We start from the raw sequence: 13708 nt of genomic DNA, 5'->3' as shown, positions 1-13708 counted from the left end.
CTCAGCCGGTACGGGCGGAGAGCCGCACCACGTCGGGCGGCAGGTCCTCCATGCGCGTCGGATCCCACGGCCGTTCGAGCCCGCCCTCACGCAGGACGGTGTCGAGGATCATCGCGGTGAACCCCCACACCAGCATCCCCCGCACCCGGAACGCCGGCCCCGCCGTGCCCCGCGGATGCCGCAGCATGACCCGGTTGGCGGGATCGACCAGCTCGGCGATCGGCACCCGCTCGACGGAGTCGACCTCGTCAGGCGAGGCCGCGTGCACCGCCGACGGCTCCCGCCACCAGGCGATCACCGGCGTGACGCGGTTGTCGCTGTAGGGCAGGTACAGCTCGGGCATCGTGCAGATGACGTGCACCCCGCGCGGGTCGGCCCCGGTCTCCTCCTCGGCCTCCCGCAACGCGGCCTCGACCGGCCCCGCGTCCTCCGGGTCCACGCCGCCGCCGGGGAAGGCGGGCTGGCCCGCGTGCCGGCGCCCGCGCGTGCTGCGCTGGATGAGCAGCACGTCAGGGCCGTGCGGCCCCTCGCCGAACAACATCAGCACCGCGGCCTCGCGCCCGCGCCCGTCGGGGGGCCGGAGGGGGGCGGGAACCCGGATCCGCTGCGCTTGCGCCGCCAGTCTCTCCAGCCAGTCGGGCACTTGGGTCACGCATCCTCCAACACGCCGCGCCGCGAATGACTTCCCCGCATCAGGAGAACGGGCCGGTGGCTTCCCGTCATCAGGAGAACGGGCCGGATCGGACGAGCTTCTGCGCCTCGGCCTGGCCGGTGGGACCGGTGCCGTACGAGGGGCAGAGCGCGGCCAGCGGGCACACGCCGCACGCGGGCCGGCGGGCGTGGCAGATGCGGCGGCCGTGCCAGATCACCCGATGGGAGAAGATCGTCCACTCGCGCTTGGGGAGCAGCTCGGCCACGACGTGCTCGATCTTGACGGGGTCGGTCTCCTCGGTCCAGCCAAAGCGGCGTACGAGGCGCTGGAAGTGCGTGTCGACGGTCAGGCCCGGCACCCCGAACGCGTTGCCGAGCACCACGTTGGCCGTCTTGCGGCCGACGCCGGGCAGCGTGACGAGGTCCTTCAGCTTGGCGGGCACCTCGCCGCCGTACCGGTCGCAGACCGCCTGCGCCATGCCGATGATGCTGTTGGTCTTCGCGCGGAAGAAGCCGGTGGAGCGGATGATCTCCTCCATCTCCTCCCGGTCGGCGGCGGCATAGTCCTCCACCGTCGGATATTTCGCGAAAAGGGTGGGGGTGACCATGTTGACCCGCTTGTCCGTGCACTGCGCGGAGAGGATCGTCGCGACCAGCAGCTCCAGCGGATTGCGGAAGTCGAGCTCACAATGGGCGTCAGGGTAGGTCTCCGCGAGGATGCGGTTCATCTTGCGCGCCCGCCGCACCAGTGCCAGCTGGGTCTCCGGCTTGCGCCCCGCCGCGTTCGTCGCCGCGTTCGTCGCCATGCCCGCAAGAGTAGAAGCTCCCGCGAACGGTTGAACCCAAGACGGCCCCGACCGCGTACAACCCGGTGCATCGGAAGGGGGTTCGGCCATGGGTGATCAGGGCTCGACACTGGCGGACTTCGTCAAGCAGGCAGGACCACTGCGCGGGCAGGCGCTGCACCGGCTGGCCGTGAGCTGCGTGGCCGCCCTGGCCAAGCTGCACGCGCGCGGCACCACCGGCATCAGGCCCACCAAGGAGAGCGTGGCGCTCGGCGCGCACGGGCAGGTGCTCATCGGCTGGCAGACCGTCCCCTCCCCCGGCCCGATGCCGGCGGCGGACGACGTACGCGCCTGGGCCGACCTGGTCGTCTTCGCCGCGACCGGCACCGAGGACGGCGACCTGCGCGTCCTGACGCCGGCGCTGCGCATCGCGATCCAGCAGTGCCGCCTCCCCGACCCGGCGGCTCGCCCGAAGTCGGTGGACGTCCTCCGCGTCCTGCTCAGCCGCTCGATGGCGGCGGCGGTCGCCTCGGTGGACGACCTCCTGTCGCAGGCCGGCTGAGCCCAGGAGCCGGTCCGGTCACAGTACGGAAACGGTCGTCCGGTACCTTTCCCCCGGGACTCCACGCACCTGGGCAAGCCCAGAACACTCCGGCATTCCCATAACCTGATGTGTGCTGCCTGGAGTGGGGTGAGTCACAATGGCAGCAGAGGAGGCAGAGTGAACACCGAAGATGTGCTGGGCAAGGCCCCCCTGTTCGCCGCGCTGGACCGCGAGAGCGCCGCGGCGCTGCGCACGAGCATCACCGAGGTCCAGCTGTCGAAGGGGCAGACGCTCTTCCACGAGAACGAGACGGGCGACCGGCTCTACGTCGTGCTGGAAGGCAAGATCAAGCTTTCCCGCACCTCCCCGGACGGGCGGGAGAACCTGCTGAGCGTGCTGGGGCCGAGCGAGATGTTCGGCGAGTTGTCGCTGTTCGACCCGCGGCCGCGCACGGCCACGGCGACGGCGCTGACCGAGGTGCGCCTGGCCGGGCTGGGCCACGACGACCTGCGGCCCTGGCTGACCGGCCGGCCCGAGGTGGCGCTGCACCTGCTGCGCGCGCTGGCGCAGCGGCTGCGCCGCACCAACGACGTGCTGGCCGACCTGGTCTTCACCGACGTGCCGGGGCGGGTGGCCAAGCAGTTGCTCGATCTGGCCGAGCGGTTCGGCAACAAGACCGATGACGGTCTGCGGGTGCACCACGACCTGACGCAGGAGGAGCTGGCGCAGCTCGTCGGCGCCTCGCGGGAGACGGTCAACAAGGCGCTCGCGGACTTCGCGCAGCGCGGCTGGCTGCGGATCGAGGCGAAGGCCGTGGTCATCCTCGACATGGACCGGCTCTACAACCGGTCGAGGTGAGCCGGGGCCGGTCAGGGCGAGTCGAGGTAGTCGAGCTGGGCCACCACTGACATCTCGGCGGCGGGCCAGAGTGAGCGGTCGACGTCGGCGTACACGATCTTGACGATCTCGCGGGGCGTGCGGGCGCCCTGTGCGCGCGCCGCCCTGATCTGGTCGAGCCGTTCGCGCCGGTGCGCGATGTAGCCGTCGAGGGCGCCGATCGGGTCGGGCAGCACCGGCCCGTGGCCGGGCAGGAGGGCGCGCGCGTCGAGGCTCTCGGCGACCGCTCTGAGGCGGTCGAGGCTGCGCAGGTAGTCGGCGAGGCCGCCGTCGCGGGCGATGATCGTGGTGCCGCGGCCGAGCACGGTGTCGCCGGTGAGCATGGCGCGGTCGGCGGGCAGCCAGAAGCACAGCGAGTCGAACGAGTGGCCCGGCGTGCCGTACACGTGGACCTCCAGGCCGCCCACGGTGACCACGTCGCCGTCGCCGAGCCCTTCTTCGCCGAGCCGGTGGCGCGGGTCGAGGGCGCGGACGGGGGCATCCACCATGCGGGCGAAGCGGCGGGCGCCGCCGCTGTGGTCGAAGTGGCCGTGGGTGAGCAGGATGGTGGTGACGCGGCGCTCGCCGAGCCGGTCGCGTACGCGGCTCAGGTGCGCCTGGTCGTCGGGCCCTGGATCGACGACGATCACCTCTTCGCCGGCGCCGATCACCCAGGTGTTGGTGCCGTCGAGGGTCATGGCGGAGGGGTTGGGGGCGAGCAGGTTCTCGGCGTGCTCGGTGCGGGAGCCGTCGGGGGTGCCGATGGGGATGTGCAGGCCGCTCACGACGTCACCAGCCGCATCTCGCCCTCGATCTCGACCGCCCTGGGCATGATCGTGACGATCTCGCGGCGCGCCGCCAGGACGCCGTCGAGGTCGTCGTACGCGGCCAGCTCGGCCAGGGTGGCACGGGTGGGCGGCATCAGGAAGAAGTCGCCGGCGAGGGCGTCGGCGGGCCGCTGCCACACCACCCGGTCGGCCTCCCCGCCCACGTCGCGGGTGCGCTGCCCCTCGGGCAGCACGGCGACGAAGAAGCGGGTGTCGAAGCGTTTGTGCTCGATCTCCGGCGTGATCCAGTGCGCCCACGCCTTGAGCAGGTCGGTACGCAGCACCAGCCCGCGCCGGGCGAGGAAGTCGGCGAAGCCGAGGCTGCGGTCGATGAGCGCGAGCCGGTCGGCCTCCCAGTCGTCGCCGGTCGTGTCGGCCACCACGGAGTCGGGCCCGTGGCCGGCGAGGAGCACGCCCGACTCCTCGAACGTCTCGCGCACGGCCGCGCACACGAGCCCGCGCGCCAGCCGTTCGTCCGCCTTGAAGATCTTGCCCCACGCGGCGGGGGACGGCCCGGCCCAGGCGACGGCCTGGTCGGTGTCGCGCGCGTCCACGGAGCCGCCTGGGAAGACGTACGCGCCCGCGGCGAAGGCCATCGTGGCCTTGCGGCGCAGCAGGTAGACCTCGGGGCCCGGGCGCAGGAGCACGACCGTGGCGGCGTCCCGGGCCGGCACGGGCTGGACCCGGCCGGCCAGGACGTCGCGCGCCCGGTCGGCGAGCTCGGCTGGAAGCGGCAATCCGGTCACATGACCTCCTTCTAGAACATCACTCGGTCATGGTGACATATGCCCGTTCAGCCGACTTCGGCGATCAGCTCCACCTCGACGGGCGCGTCCAGCGGCAGGGAGGCCACGCCCACGGCGCTGCGCGCATGCTTGCCCTGGTCGCCGAACACCTCGGCCAGCAGGTCGCTGGCGCCGTTGGCCACCTGCGGCTGCTCGGTGAAGTCGGGGGCGCTGGCCACGAACACGACGACCTTGACGATCCGCCGCACCCTGGACAGCTCGCCCAGCTCCGCCTTCAGCGCCGCCAGCGCGTTGAGCACGCAGATGCGGGCCTGCGCCTTGCCCTCGTCGACGCCCAGGTCGACGCCGAGCTTGCCGGTCTGGTGCAGCTTGCCCTCGATCACCGGCACCTGGCCGGAGGTGTAGAGCAGGTCACCGGTGCGGACGACGGGCAGGTAGGAGCCCGCGGGCTTGGCGGGCGCCGGCAGCGTGAACCCCAGCTCCTCGACCCGCTGCTCGGGCGTCGTCACTGCTTCTCCCTCTTGAAGTACGCGACGAGCTGCTCGGGCGTGGCACCCTGGACGATCTGGACCAGCTCCCAGCCGTCGGCGCCGAAGTTGTCGAGGATCATCTTCGTGTTGTGGATCAACACGGGGGCCGTGAGGTACTCCCATTTCTTCATGGGGATCACACTAGTGTGAGCAATCTCAAAGGTTGGTCGCAGGCGGACGACAAGTGACCGTTCGGTAGCGTGGAAACGTGGACTCTCCGGACACGGATTGGGCCGACGTACGACTGCACGTCGTCACCGGCAAGGGCGGCACCGGCAAGACGACCGTCGCCGCCGCCCTCGCTCTCGCCCTGGCCTCGGGCGGCCGCAAGGTGCTGCTGGTGGAGGTGGAGGGCAGGCAGGGCATCGCGCAGATCTTCGACCTGCCGCCGCTGCCGTACGAGGAGCGCAGGATCGCGGTGGCGCCCGACGGCGGCGACGTGTACGCGCTGGCCATCGACCCCGAGGAGGCCATGCTCGAGTACATGGAGATGTTCTACGGGATGCGCCGGGCGGGCCGGGCGCTGACCAAGATGGGCATCGTCGACTTCGCCACCACCGTGGCCCCTGGCTTCCGCGACGTGCTCGTCACGGGCAAGACCACCGAGGCCGTGCGCAGGCGGGGCAGGAACGGCCGCCGCGTCTATGACGCCGTCGTGCTCGACGCGCCGCCCACCGGCCGCATCACGCGCTTCCTGAACGTCACCAAGGAGGTGGCCGGCCTGGCCAGGGTCGGGCCCATCAAGAACCACTCCGAGCTGGTCAGCGGTGTCGTGAAATCTCCTGAGACGGCCGTGCACTTCGTCACGTTGCTGGAGGAGATGCCGGTGCAGGAGACCCTCGACGGCATCGCCGAGCTGCGCGCGGCCGGCCTCCCGGCGGGTGGCATCTTCATCAACATGGTGCGGCAGTCCCTGCTGCCCCAGGCCGCTCTTGACACGGCTGTCAAGGGCCGCTTCGACTCCGAGGAGCTGGCGGTCGGACTCAAGGCGGCCGGGGTCACCGACGGCTCGCAGGCCCAGGCCCTGGCCGAGGCGCTGGCCGAGGAGGTCGAGGAGCACGCCCACCGCACCGAGCTGGAGCGCGCCGAGCGCGAGTCGCTGACCGAGGCCGGCCTGACCAGGTACGAGCTGCCGCTGCTGGCCGACGGCGTGGACCTGGCCGGCCTGTACGAGCTGGCAGAGAGCATGCGCAACCAGGGAGCAGCGTGAGAAAGCCCGCCCGGCTCGACATCGACGCCATCCTCGACGACAAGGGCACCCGCATCATCGTCTGCTGCGGCGCCGGCGGCGTGGGCAAGACCACGACCGCGGCGGCGCTCGGCCTGCGCGCCGCCGAGCGCGGCAGGTGCGCGGTCGTGCTGACCGTCGACCCCGCCAGGCGGCTGGCCCAGTCGATGGGGCTGACCGAGCTGGACAACACCCCGCGCCTGGTCAGCTCGCCCGAGGGCGGCGGCCAGCTCTACGCGATGATGCTCGACATGAAGCGCACGTTCGACGAGATCATCGAGGCGCACGCCGACCCCGAACGGGCCCGCCAGATCCTGTCGAACCCCTTCTACCAGTCCCTGTCCTCCAGCTTCTCCGGCACGCAGGAGTACATGGCCATGGAGAAGCTGGGCCAGCTGCGCCGCTCCGACGAGTGGGACCTGATCATCGTCGACACGCCGCCCTCACGCTCCGCGCTCGACTTCCTCGACGCGCCCGAGCGGCTCGGGCGCTTCCTCGACGGCCGGTTCATCAAGCTGCTGACGGCGCCCGCCAAGGCCGGAGGGCGCAGCGCGTTCCGGCTGCTCAACGCCGGGTTCGGGCTGATGGCGGGAGCGATGACGAAGCTGCTCGGCGCCCAGGTGATCAAGGACCTGCAGACGTTCGTGTCGGCGCTCGACGCGGTGTTCGGCGGGTTCAGGCAGCGGGCCGAGATGACGTACCGGCTGCTGCAGGCGCCCGGCACGGCCTTCCTCGTGGTGGCCGCGCCCGAGCGCGACGCGATGCGCGAGGCGTCCTACTTCGTCGAGCGCCTGGCCGAGGAGCGCATGCCCCTGGCCGGCCTGGTGGTCAACCGGGTGCACGTCTCGCCCGCCTCGGGGCTCTCCGCCGCCCGCAGCGCCGCCGCCGCGGAGGACTTGGAGTCGAGGGGCGAGCACGAGCTCACCGCCGCCGTGCTGCGGCTGCACGCCGGGCGAATGCAGCTCGCCGCTCGCGAGAGCCGCGAGCAGGAGCATTTCGTCTCGGCCCACCCCACGGTGCCCGTGGTGCAGGTCCGCGCCATGTCCGAGGACGTACACGATCTCACGGGTCTGCGGGAGATCGGTAACCTGCTGGCCACCGCATAGAAGTACGGCCGGCGGCGGCGCCGGCCGTACGCGGTCGCCGGGCTGGGGTCAGCCGGCGATCAGCTCGTTGGTTCGTTCGTACTCTTCCTTGGCCGACTCGAGCAGCTCTCGCCACGAGTCCACGTCGGGCCGCCGTCGAAGCAGCGCACGTCGTTCCCGTTCTGTCATACCGCCCCACACCCCGAACTCGATGCGGTTGTCCAGCGCATCGGCGAGGCATTCAGTACGGACCGGGCAGCCACGGCAGATGAGCTTGGCCCTGTTCTGCGCGGCGCCCTGCACGAACAGGGCATCCGGATCCGCACCTTTACAGGCGGCACGGGAGGTCCAATCCGTGATCCACATTTTTCGACCCCACTCCCCTTAGGTGGTCAGTCGTCATTTGGGGCCGACGGGCGCGGGCGCCGAGCCTCCGTATTCAGTTGCCGCAGAGGAGAACGTACGCAACTACCCGTTCGGGCCGACAGACCCCAGAGGACCAATTTCTCGCGGCCGTCTTGACCGGGAATGACTAGTCACCCCCGCCAGTCAAGGCGAAATGGTGTCGTGCTACCGATTCGGTCAGTGTTTCCGCGTACTCTTGGTACCGTGCAAGCCCAGCGCAAAGATCGCTCCAACCCCGTGCTCAACGTCCTGCGACTGCTGATCGCAGGCGCCGCGGCGGGGGTGCTCGCGGCTGCCGTGGCCTTGCCGGCGGTCGGCGGTGCGGGCATGTCCACCAGGAGCGCGGTGGAAGCACTCGACCTCAAGCCCGAAGAGCTCGACGAACCTCCTCTGTCCGAACGCACCGAGATCTTTGATGCCGACGGCAAGAAGATCGCCCAGTTCTACTTCGAGAACCGGCAGTCCGTGACCCTCGACAAGGTCGCCCCGATCATGCAGACGGCGCTGATCGCGATCGAGGACTTCCGTTTCTACCAGCACGGGCCGATCGATGTGGAGGGAACGGTCAGAGCGCTGGTGAAGAATATGAGCAGCGGCGGTGTCACGCAGGGCGGCTCGTCGATCACCCAGCAGTACGTCAAGCAGGTGCTGGTCAACAAGGCGGAGACGCCGGAGGAGCAGGCGGCCGCCATCGCGCCGACGGTCTCGCGCAAGCTGTCGGAGCTGCGCTACGCCATGGCGATCGAGAGGAAGTACTCGAAGAACCAGATTCTCGAGAAATATCTCAACATCGCCTACTTCGGCGCGGGCGCGCACGGCGTCCAGGCGGCAGCGAAGCGCTTCTTCAACAAGTCGGCCGCCGACCTCAACCTCGTCGAGGCCGCCACGCTCGCCGGCGCCGTCCAAAACCCGGCCCGCACCGACCCCAACGTGGGCCCCGAGTCCCGCCAGCGACTGCTGGAGCGGCGCAACATCGTGCTCGACCGCATGGCCGAGCTGAAGAAGATCACCGCCGAGGAGGCCGCGGCCGCCAAGGAGAAGAAGCTGGGTTACAAGGACGTCAAGGTCCCCGGCGGCTGCGAGGCCAGCAAATATCCGTACTTCTGCCTGTACGTTCAGTACGAGATCCTCAACAACGAGGACTTCGGCAAGAACCAGGACGAGCGCAGGAAGCTGCTCCAGCGCGGCGGCCTGCGGATCAAGACCACGATCGACCCGAAGATGCAGGAAGCCGCCGAGAAGGCGATCAAGAAGTACGTCAGCACCAAGGACAAGCCCGTGGCCTCGCAGGCCATGGTGGTGCCCGGCACCGGCGAGATCAAGGCCATGGCCGCCTCGCGCAAGTTCGGCGGCAGCAAGAAGAAGAACGAGATGAGCTACAACATCGTGGCCGACGCGGCACACGGTGGCGGGCGCGGGTTCCAGCAGGGCTCCACGGCCAAGGTCTACACGCTGGCCGCCGCCCTGGAGGAGGGCCTCAAGTACGGCGACGGCTTCCCCGCCCCCGCGGGCTACCAGGCCGCCAGTTACGGCTCGTTCAAGAACTGCAAGGGCCAGAACGTCGGCGACCCCAGCCACACCGTGCGCAACTCCAGCGAGGGCGGCGGCGGCTTCAAGACGCTGCAGACCGGCACCTGGGGCTCGGTGAACACGTTCTTCCTCAAGCTGCAGGAGAAGGTCGGGCTCTGCGACACGGTCAAGATGGCCAAGAAGCTCGGCGTCAAGCGGGCCGACGGGCAGAAGCTGTCGGAGGTCGAGACGTTCACGCTCGGCGTCAACGAGGTCGACCCCGTCACCATCGCCAGCTCCTACGCCGTCTTCGCCTCGCGCGGCCAATACTGCAAGCCGCTGGCCATCACCGAGATCAAAGACCGCTTCGGCAAGGCCAAGCAGTACAAACCGAAGTGCTCCCAGGTGCTGGACGAAGAGGTCGCCGACGCGGTGAGCGGCATCCTGTCCGGCGTGTTCACCAAGGGCACCATGACGGAGGTCGGCGGCATCGGGCGCGACGCGGCCGGCAAGACGGGCACGACCGACAACTACATGTCCGCCTGGTTCGCCGGCTACACCCCGAACATGGCCTCCGCCGTCAGCCTCGGCGACCCGCGCGGCACCTCCGCCCACAAGCTCATCGGCATCACCATCGGCGGGCGCTACTACCCGTACGTGTACGGATCGTCCATCTCGGGGCGCATCTGGAAAGACTCCATGCTGCAGGCGCTCAAGGGCGTCGAGCCGGTCGACTTCCACCCCGTCGACACCTCGCGCTTCGGCGGCTGCACCGACAACTGCGCGCCCAAGCCGAAGAAGGACAAGAAGGGCGGCGACGGCCCCCGCGACCCGTTCGACATCTTCGACCCGGGCAACAACGGCGACGGGCCGCCCGACGGGCGTGGCGGCGGGTTCGACGAAGGGCCCGGCGGCGGGCGCGGCGGCCGGGGCGCCGGCGACGCCGGCCCGATCATCACCCCTGGCCGCTGAGAGGCGCTGAGGCCTCCGCCCGCCCGCGCAGCCGGGCTGGGGGAGGCCTCGGTCCACCAGGGCCCCCTTGAGGGCCCTCAGGGGCGCAGAGAAGCACCGACGGTCCGCTCGGCCCCTGCTTATTTGGCCAGGCGGGCCTTGACGGCTTACTGGGCCAGGCGGGCCTTGACGGCTTACTGGGCCAGGCGGGCCTTGACGGCGGCGGCCACCCGGCCGCCCTCGGCCCGGCCCGCGACCTTCGGGTTGACCGCCTTCATGACCTGACCCATCGCCTGCGGCCCCGCGGCGCCCGTCTCCGCGACGGCCGCCTCCACCAGCTCGGCCAGCTCCTCGTCCGACAGCTGCGCGGGAAGGTACTCCTCCAGCACCGCCTGCTCGGCCAGCTCCGCCTCGGCCTGCTCCTTGCGCCCCGCGTTGGCGAACGCCTCGGCCGCCTCGCGCCGCTTCTTCGCCTCCTTGGTCAGGACCTTGATGACCTCGTCGTCGGACAGCTCCCTGGCCTGCTTGCCCGCGACCTCCTCGACGTTGATCGCGGCCAGTGCCATGCGGACCGTCCGCAGACGTACCTCGTCCTTGCTCTTCAGCGAGGCCGTCAAGTCGGCCTTCAGCTTGTCCTTCAATGCGCTCATGCGCTCCATCTTGCCGCCTGCGCGGACCCTCCCGTCGCCGTCCGGCCGATGTCACGCCCGATCTCGGGCATCATGAAGAGGTGAGGAAAGCCGTCGCAGTACCCCTGTCCATGCTCGGTCTCGGCCTGGCCGGGCTGGGTTACGCCTCCGTCGTGGAGCGCAACTGGTTCCGCCTGCGCCGCTTCGACGTACCCGTCCTGGAGCGCGGCCAGCGTCCCGTGCGCGTCCTCCACCTGTCGGACCTGCACCTGACGCCGCGCCGGACCATGCTGATCAACTGGGTCCGCTCGCTCGGCGCCCTTGAGCCCGACCTCGTCGTCAACACCGGCGACTCCATCGCCCACCCCGACGCCGTCCCCGCCCTCCTCCACGCCCTGGAGCCCCTGCTCTCCCGCCCGGGCCTGTTCGTCTACGGCTCCAACGACCTCTACGCCCCCAAGCCGAAGAACCCGGTCCGCTACCTGTGGCGCACCTCCAAGAACGACCACCGCCAGCACGTCCCCTCCCTGCCCTGGGAGGAGCTCGGGGCCGGCATGGCCTCGGAGGGCTGGCTCGACATGAACAACACCACCGCCCGCATCAAGGTCGGCGACCTCGACGTGGCCGTGGCCGGCATCCACGACTCCCACATCTCCCGCGACCGCTACGACCTCGTCGCCGGCCCCGCCCCCTCCGACGCCGACCTCCGCCTCGGCGTCATGCACTCCCCCGAGCCCCGCAACATGACCCGCTTCGCCGCCGACGGCTACCAGCTCCTGCTCGCCGGCCACACCCACGGCGGCCAGCTCTGCATCCCGTTCTACGGCGCCCTGGTCACCAACTGCGGCATCGACCGCGCCCGCGTCAAGGGCCTCAGCCGGCACGACTCCGCCTGGCTCCACGTCTCCGCCGGCCTCGGCACCTCCCCGTACGCACCGGCCCGCTTCGCCTGCTTCCCCGAGGCCTCGCTCCTGACCCTGGTGCCCCGGAGATAAAGGCGGTCACAAGCACCTTGGAAGTCCGCTAGACTTTTCAAGCACGCACACCACGGTGTGTGGGCCGGGGTGTAGCGCAGCTTGGCAGCGCGCTTCGTTCGGGACGAAGAGGTCGTGGGTTCAAATCCCGCCACCCCGACACAGCTGAAAGGCCGCTTTCGACAACTGGAAGCGGCCTTTTACGTTTGCCCAGGCCCAACAGCATGGCCTTCGCAGTAGGGCGCTTCGCGCCGGGGCTCAGACAGCGTCTCCCTTGGGGCTTCGCCCCAAACCCCGGTCGAGGGGCTCCCGCCCCTCGAGCTCCCCGCCGTTGAGCCACGTGCCGAGTCCGGAGATTGGTTGGCCTTTCAAGAGAGCTCCAAAGGTTTCCGGTGAACGCGAGGTGACGGAATCAGCAGTACCGCCGAAATGACGGTCAGCGCGGACAGCAGGCCGACGATCGCGACGCGTTCTCCTGGGCTGTACATGCTCAGGTGCCGCAGGTGGTAGAGCAGGTGGAAGCAGTTGAAGGCGAGCCACGCCCCGCCGACCGTCCTGACGTACCGGTCGTCGTCGGCGAAGCGCCAGGCCGCGATGGTGACGACGAGCATGGCCATGTACAACGCGGCCATGTCGGTGACCAGATGCTCGCTGTACGGGCCGAGGCGGAGCAGCCAGCCCCGGCCGATGCCGGGAAAGGTCTCGTACCAGGTTTGGGGCGCGAAGTAGGCCCACACGTGAAGCAGGCAGGCGGCGATCAGGGTGCCGAGGAGGGTCCGGCGGGTTGTCAGGTTCGTCACGAAGATAAGACACATCGCTCGCCACCGTTCGTGACACCGCAGGGGCACATGCCGGTCAGGTCGGCGGGGCGGGAGGCAGCAGGCCGCGTACGAAGGCGCGGCGCTCGGCCGGCAGCCGGTGTGCCGCCGCCGCGGCGGCCTCGACCTCGGCGCCAGCCTGGTCGGGCGGCTCGATGAGGGCGCGCAGGCCCGCCCCGAAGACCGCCCGATGATGGTCGAACGACTCGGCGCCGGCCCCGGCCGCCAGGGCGAAGATGCCGCCGATCAGCGCCTCCATGACGAAGAACCCGCCGATCAACGCCTCCATGGCGGGCCCCTGGTCCTCGGAGGCCCCATGGTCCCTGGCCAGGCCATGGGTGCGCCACAGTTGGAGCAGGTCGCGGGACAGGAAACCGGGGCTGAGCAGATCGAGCAGGCGCCGGGTCTCCTCCCGCTCCGCGAGCAGGCCGAGCGTGCGCACATCGGGGTCTTCGCGCTCCGCGAGCAGGCCGGTCGTGTGCACGTCGGCCTCCTGCGCCGCGCGGACGAACGGGTGATCCAGCGTGGTACGGAACATGACCCGGCACCGCCGGTGCGGCCACACGGCAGCGGCGTCGGCGGTGAGATCGGGCGGTTCCCCGGCCGCGTCGCGGAAGTCGGGGAAGTCGCGGAAGTTGGGGAGGTCGCGGAAGTCGCGGAGGTCGGGCGGTTCCCGGCCGCGTCGCGGAAGTCGGGGAAGGCGCGGAAGTCGGGGAAGGCGCGGACGACGAGCCGCTGAGCGGGCGCGCGGGCGGCTCAGGGAGTGGTCTCGGTGTACTCGCGGCGTGACGGGATCACAGCGCGGACGCCGCCGCGCGGGTTCTCGACGTCGCCCGTGCGGCGCGGGATGAGGTGGGTGTGGGCGTGGAAGATCGACTGGCCGGCCGAGGTGCCGCAGTTCATGCCGATGTTGAAGCCGTCGATGCTCGCGTCCTCGCGCATCAGCTCCGCGCGGATAACGTGCAGGGCGGCCCGGGTGTCTTCCGTCTCGGCGGGGGACATGTCGAAGAACGTCTCCACGTGGCGGGTGGGGATGACCAGGTAGTGGCCCTCCGTGACGGCGTAGGCGGACCGGAAGTAGGCGACGGTGCCGAGGGTGCGGACCTCGCGCTCGTCTCCGCTCAGGATCTGGCAGAACGGGCAATCCATG

At 70.3% G+C, this 13708-nt stretch carries 17 protein-coding genes and 1 tRNA gene; 7 read left to right on the top strand and 11 right to left on the bottom strand.

Annotated features, from left to right (window positions below; all coding sequences use genetic code 11):
- Position 1: 1 nt before the first annotated feature.
- A complete protein-coding gene (locus KIS93_RS34410) occupies positions 2–652 on the bottom strand; it encodes an NUDIX hydrolase (protein ID WP_080043740.1) in 651 nt (216 codons plus the stop codon).
- Positions 653–722: 70 nt separating this feature from the next.
- Complete coding sequence (nth, locus tag KIS93_RS34405; RefSeq protein ID WP_080043741.1) at positions 723–1457, bottom strand: endonuclease III; 735 nt, start codon at positions 1455–1457, stop codon at positions 723–725.
- Positions 1458–1545: 88 nt separating this feature from the next.
- Between nth and KIS93_RS34400 the strand changes: the two genes are divergently transcribed.
- Positions 1546–1998 (top strand): hypothetical protein, encoded by a 453-nt coding sequence (locus KIS93_RS34400; RefSeq protein WP_080043742.1) that lies wholly within the window; start codon positions 1546–1548, stop codon positions 1996–1998.
- 159 nt (positions 1999–2157) lie between these two features.
- Complete coding sequence (locus KIS93_RS34395) at positions 2158–2838, top strand: Crp/Fnr family transcriptional regulator (protein ID WP_155128726.1); 681 nt, start codon at positions 2158–2160, stop codon at positions 2836–2838.
- An 11-nt stretch (positions 2839–2849) separates the two neighbouring features.
- Here KIS93_RS34395 and KIS93_RS34390 read toward each other — a convergent pair whose 3' ends face one another.
- From KIS93_RS34390 to KIS93_RS34375, 4 genes are read right to left on the bottom strand one after another with little or no spacing between them, the layout of a single operon-like run.
- Positions 2850–3641: an MBL fold metallo-hydrolase gene (locus KIS93_RS34390; protein ID WP_080043744.1), complete on the bottom strand. Its 792-nt coding sequence runs from the start codon at positions 3639–3641 to the stop codon at positions 2850–2852.
- Complete coding sequence (locus tag KIS93_RS34385; protein ID WP_080043745.1) at positions 3638–4420, bottom strand: NUDIX hydrolase; 783 nt, start codon at positions 4418–4420, stop codon at positions 3638–3640. Before KIS93_RS34385 ends, KIS93_RS34390 begins: the two co-directional genes overlap by 4 nt.
- Before the next feature lie 56 nt (positions 4421–4476).
- Positions 4477–4938, bottom strand: coding sequence for a RidA family protein (locus KIS93_RS34380; protein ID WP_186404575.1), 462 nt, complete (start codon positions 4936–4938; stop codon positions 4477–4479).
- On the bottom strand, positions 4935–5090 hold the full coding sequence (locus KIS93_RS34375; protein WP_148438127.1) for a Sp36 family protein: 156 nt from the start codon (positions 5088–5090) through the stop codon (positions 4935–4937). The genes KIS93_RS34380 and KIS93_RS34375 overlap by 4 nt, the downstream gene beginning before the upstream one ends.
- Positions 5091–5167: 77 nt before the next feature.
- On the opposite strand from KIS93_RS34375, the gene bagA reads away from it, so the two are divergent.
- Both bagA and bagB read left to right on the top strand, forming a co-directional pair.
- Positions 5168–6169, top strand: coding sequence for an ATPase BagA (bagA, locus tag KIS93_RS34370; RefSeq protein ID WP_080043747.1), 1002 nt, complete (start codon positions 5168–5170; stop codon positions 6167–6169).
- Entirely contained in the window at positions 6166–7293 is a 1128-nt protein-coding gene (gene bagB / locus KIS93_RS34365) for an ATPase BagB (RefSeq protein WP_080043748.1), read from the top strand. The genes bagA and bagB overlap by 4 nt, the downstream gene beginning before the upstream one ends.
- A 48-nt stretch (positions 7294–7341) precedes the next feature.
- Here bagB and KIS93_RS34360 read toward each other — a convergent pair whose 3' ends face one another.
- Positions 7342–7638: a WhiB family transcriptional regulator gene (locus KIS93_RS34360; protein ID WP_020542548.1), complete on the bottom strand. Its 297-nt coding sequence runs from the start codon at positions 7636–7638 to the stop codon at positions 7342–7344.
- Positions 7639–7881: 243 nt separating this feature from the next.
- Here KIS93_RS34360 and KIS93_RS34355 point away from each other — a divergent pair, with 243 nt between their 5' ends.
- Positions 7882–10158 carry a transglycosylase domain-containing protein gene (locus KIS93_RS34355; protein ID WP_080043749.1) on the top strand — a complete coding sequence of 759 codons (2277 nt, stop codon included), beginning with the start codon at positions 7882–7884 and terminating at the stop codon, positions 10156–10158.
- Between the two features lie 173 nt (positions 10159–10331).
- Here the strand turns inward: KIS93_RS34355 and KIS93_RS34350 are convergent, their stop codons facing one another.
- A complete protein-coding gene (locus tag KIS93_RS34350) occupies positions 10332–10787 on the bottom strand; it encodes a GatB/YqeY domain-containing protein (RefSeq protein ID WP_080047343.1) in 456 nt (151 codons plus the stop codon).
- Between the two features lie 110 nt (positions 10788–10897).
- Between KIS93_RS34350 and KIS93_RS34345 the strand changes: the two genes are divergently transcribed.
- Positions 10898–11761, top strand: coding sequence for a metallophosphoesterase (locus KIS93_RS34345; RefSeq protein ID WP_080043750.1), 864 nt, complete (start codon positions 10898–10900; stop codon positions 11759–11761).
- A gap of 65 nt (positions 11762–11826) precedes the next feature.
- Positions 11827–11900 (top strand) — tRNA-Pro (locus tag KIS93_RS34340).
- A gap of 208 nt (positions 11901–12108) precedes the next feature.
- Here the strand turns inward: KIS93_RS34340 and KIS93_RS34335 are convergent.
- The 3 genes from KIS93_RS34335 to KIS93_RS34325 form a co-directional block, all read right to left on the bottom strand.
- A complete protein-coding gene (locus KIS93_RS34335; RefSeq protein WP_155128730.1) occupies positions 12109–12540 on the bottom strand; it encodes a hypothetical protein in 432 nt (143 codons plus the stop codon).
- A gap of 55 nt (positions 12541–12595) precedes the next feature.
- Positions 12596–13096 (bottom strand): hypothetical protein, encoded by a 501-nt coding sequence (locus tag KIS93_RS34330; protein ID WP_155128732.1) that lies wholly within the window; start codon positions 13094–13096, stop codon positions 12596–12598.
- A 218-nt stretch (positions 13097–13314) separates the two neighbouring features.
- Positions 13315–13707, bottom strand: coding sequence for an HIT family protein (locus KIS93_RS34325; protein ID WP_080043753.1), 393 nt, complete (start codon positions 13705–13707; stop codon positions 13315–13317).
- Position 13708 lies beyond the last annotated feature (1 nt).

The organism is [Actinomadura] parvosata subsp. kistnae (genome assembly GCF_900323885.1).
GTDB lineage: Bacteria > Actinomycetota > Actinomycetes > Streptosporangiales > Streptosporangiaceae > Nonomuraea > Nonomuraea composti.
The sequence above is the reverse complement of the archived record's forward strand: the minus strand, read 5'-3'. Positions and strand labels throughout refer to the sequence as shown.

Excerpts from the sequence above, each read along its gene's own strand:
- KIS93_RS34325 (WP_080043753.1), bottom strand. The coding sequence starts at position 13,707 with ATGGATTGCCCGTTCTGCCAGATCCTGAGCGGAGACGAGCGCGAGGTC.
- KIS93_RS34360 (WP_020542548.1), bottom strand. The coding sequence starts at position 7,638 with ATGTGGATCACGGATTGGACCTCCCGTGCCGCCTGTAAAGGTGCGGAT.
- KIS93_RS34400 (WP_080043742.1), top strand. The coding sequence starts at position 1,546 with ATGGGTGATCAGGGCTCGACACTGGCGGACTTCGTCAAGCAGGCAGGA.
- KIS93_RS34350 (WP_080047343.1), bottom strand. The coding sequence starts at position 10,787 with ATGAGCGCATTGAAGGACAAGCTGAAGGCCGACTTGACGGCCTCGCTG.
- KIS93_RS34345 (WP_080043750.1), top strand. The coding sequence starts at position 10,898 with ATGCTCGGTCTCGGCCTGGCCGGGCTGGGTTACGCCTCCGTCGTGGAG.
- KIS93_RS34375 (WP_148438127.1), bottom strand. The coding sequence starts at position 5,090 with ATGAAGAAATGGGAGTACCTCACGGCCCCCGTGTTGATCCACAACACG.
- nth (WP_080043741.1), bottom strand. The coding sequence starts at position 1,457 with ATGGCGACGAACGCGGCGACGAACGCGGCGGGGCGCAAGCCGGAGACC.
- KIS93_RS34330 (WP_155128732.1), bottom strand. The coding sequence starts at position 13,096 with ATGTTCCGTACCACGCTGGATCACCCGTTCGTCCGCGCGGCGCAGGAG.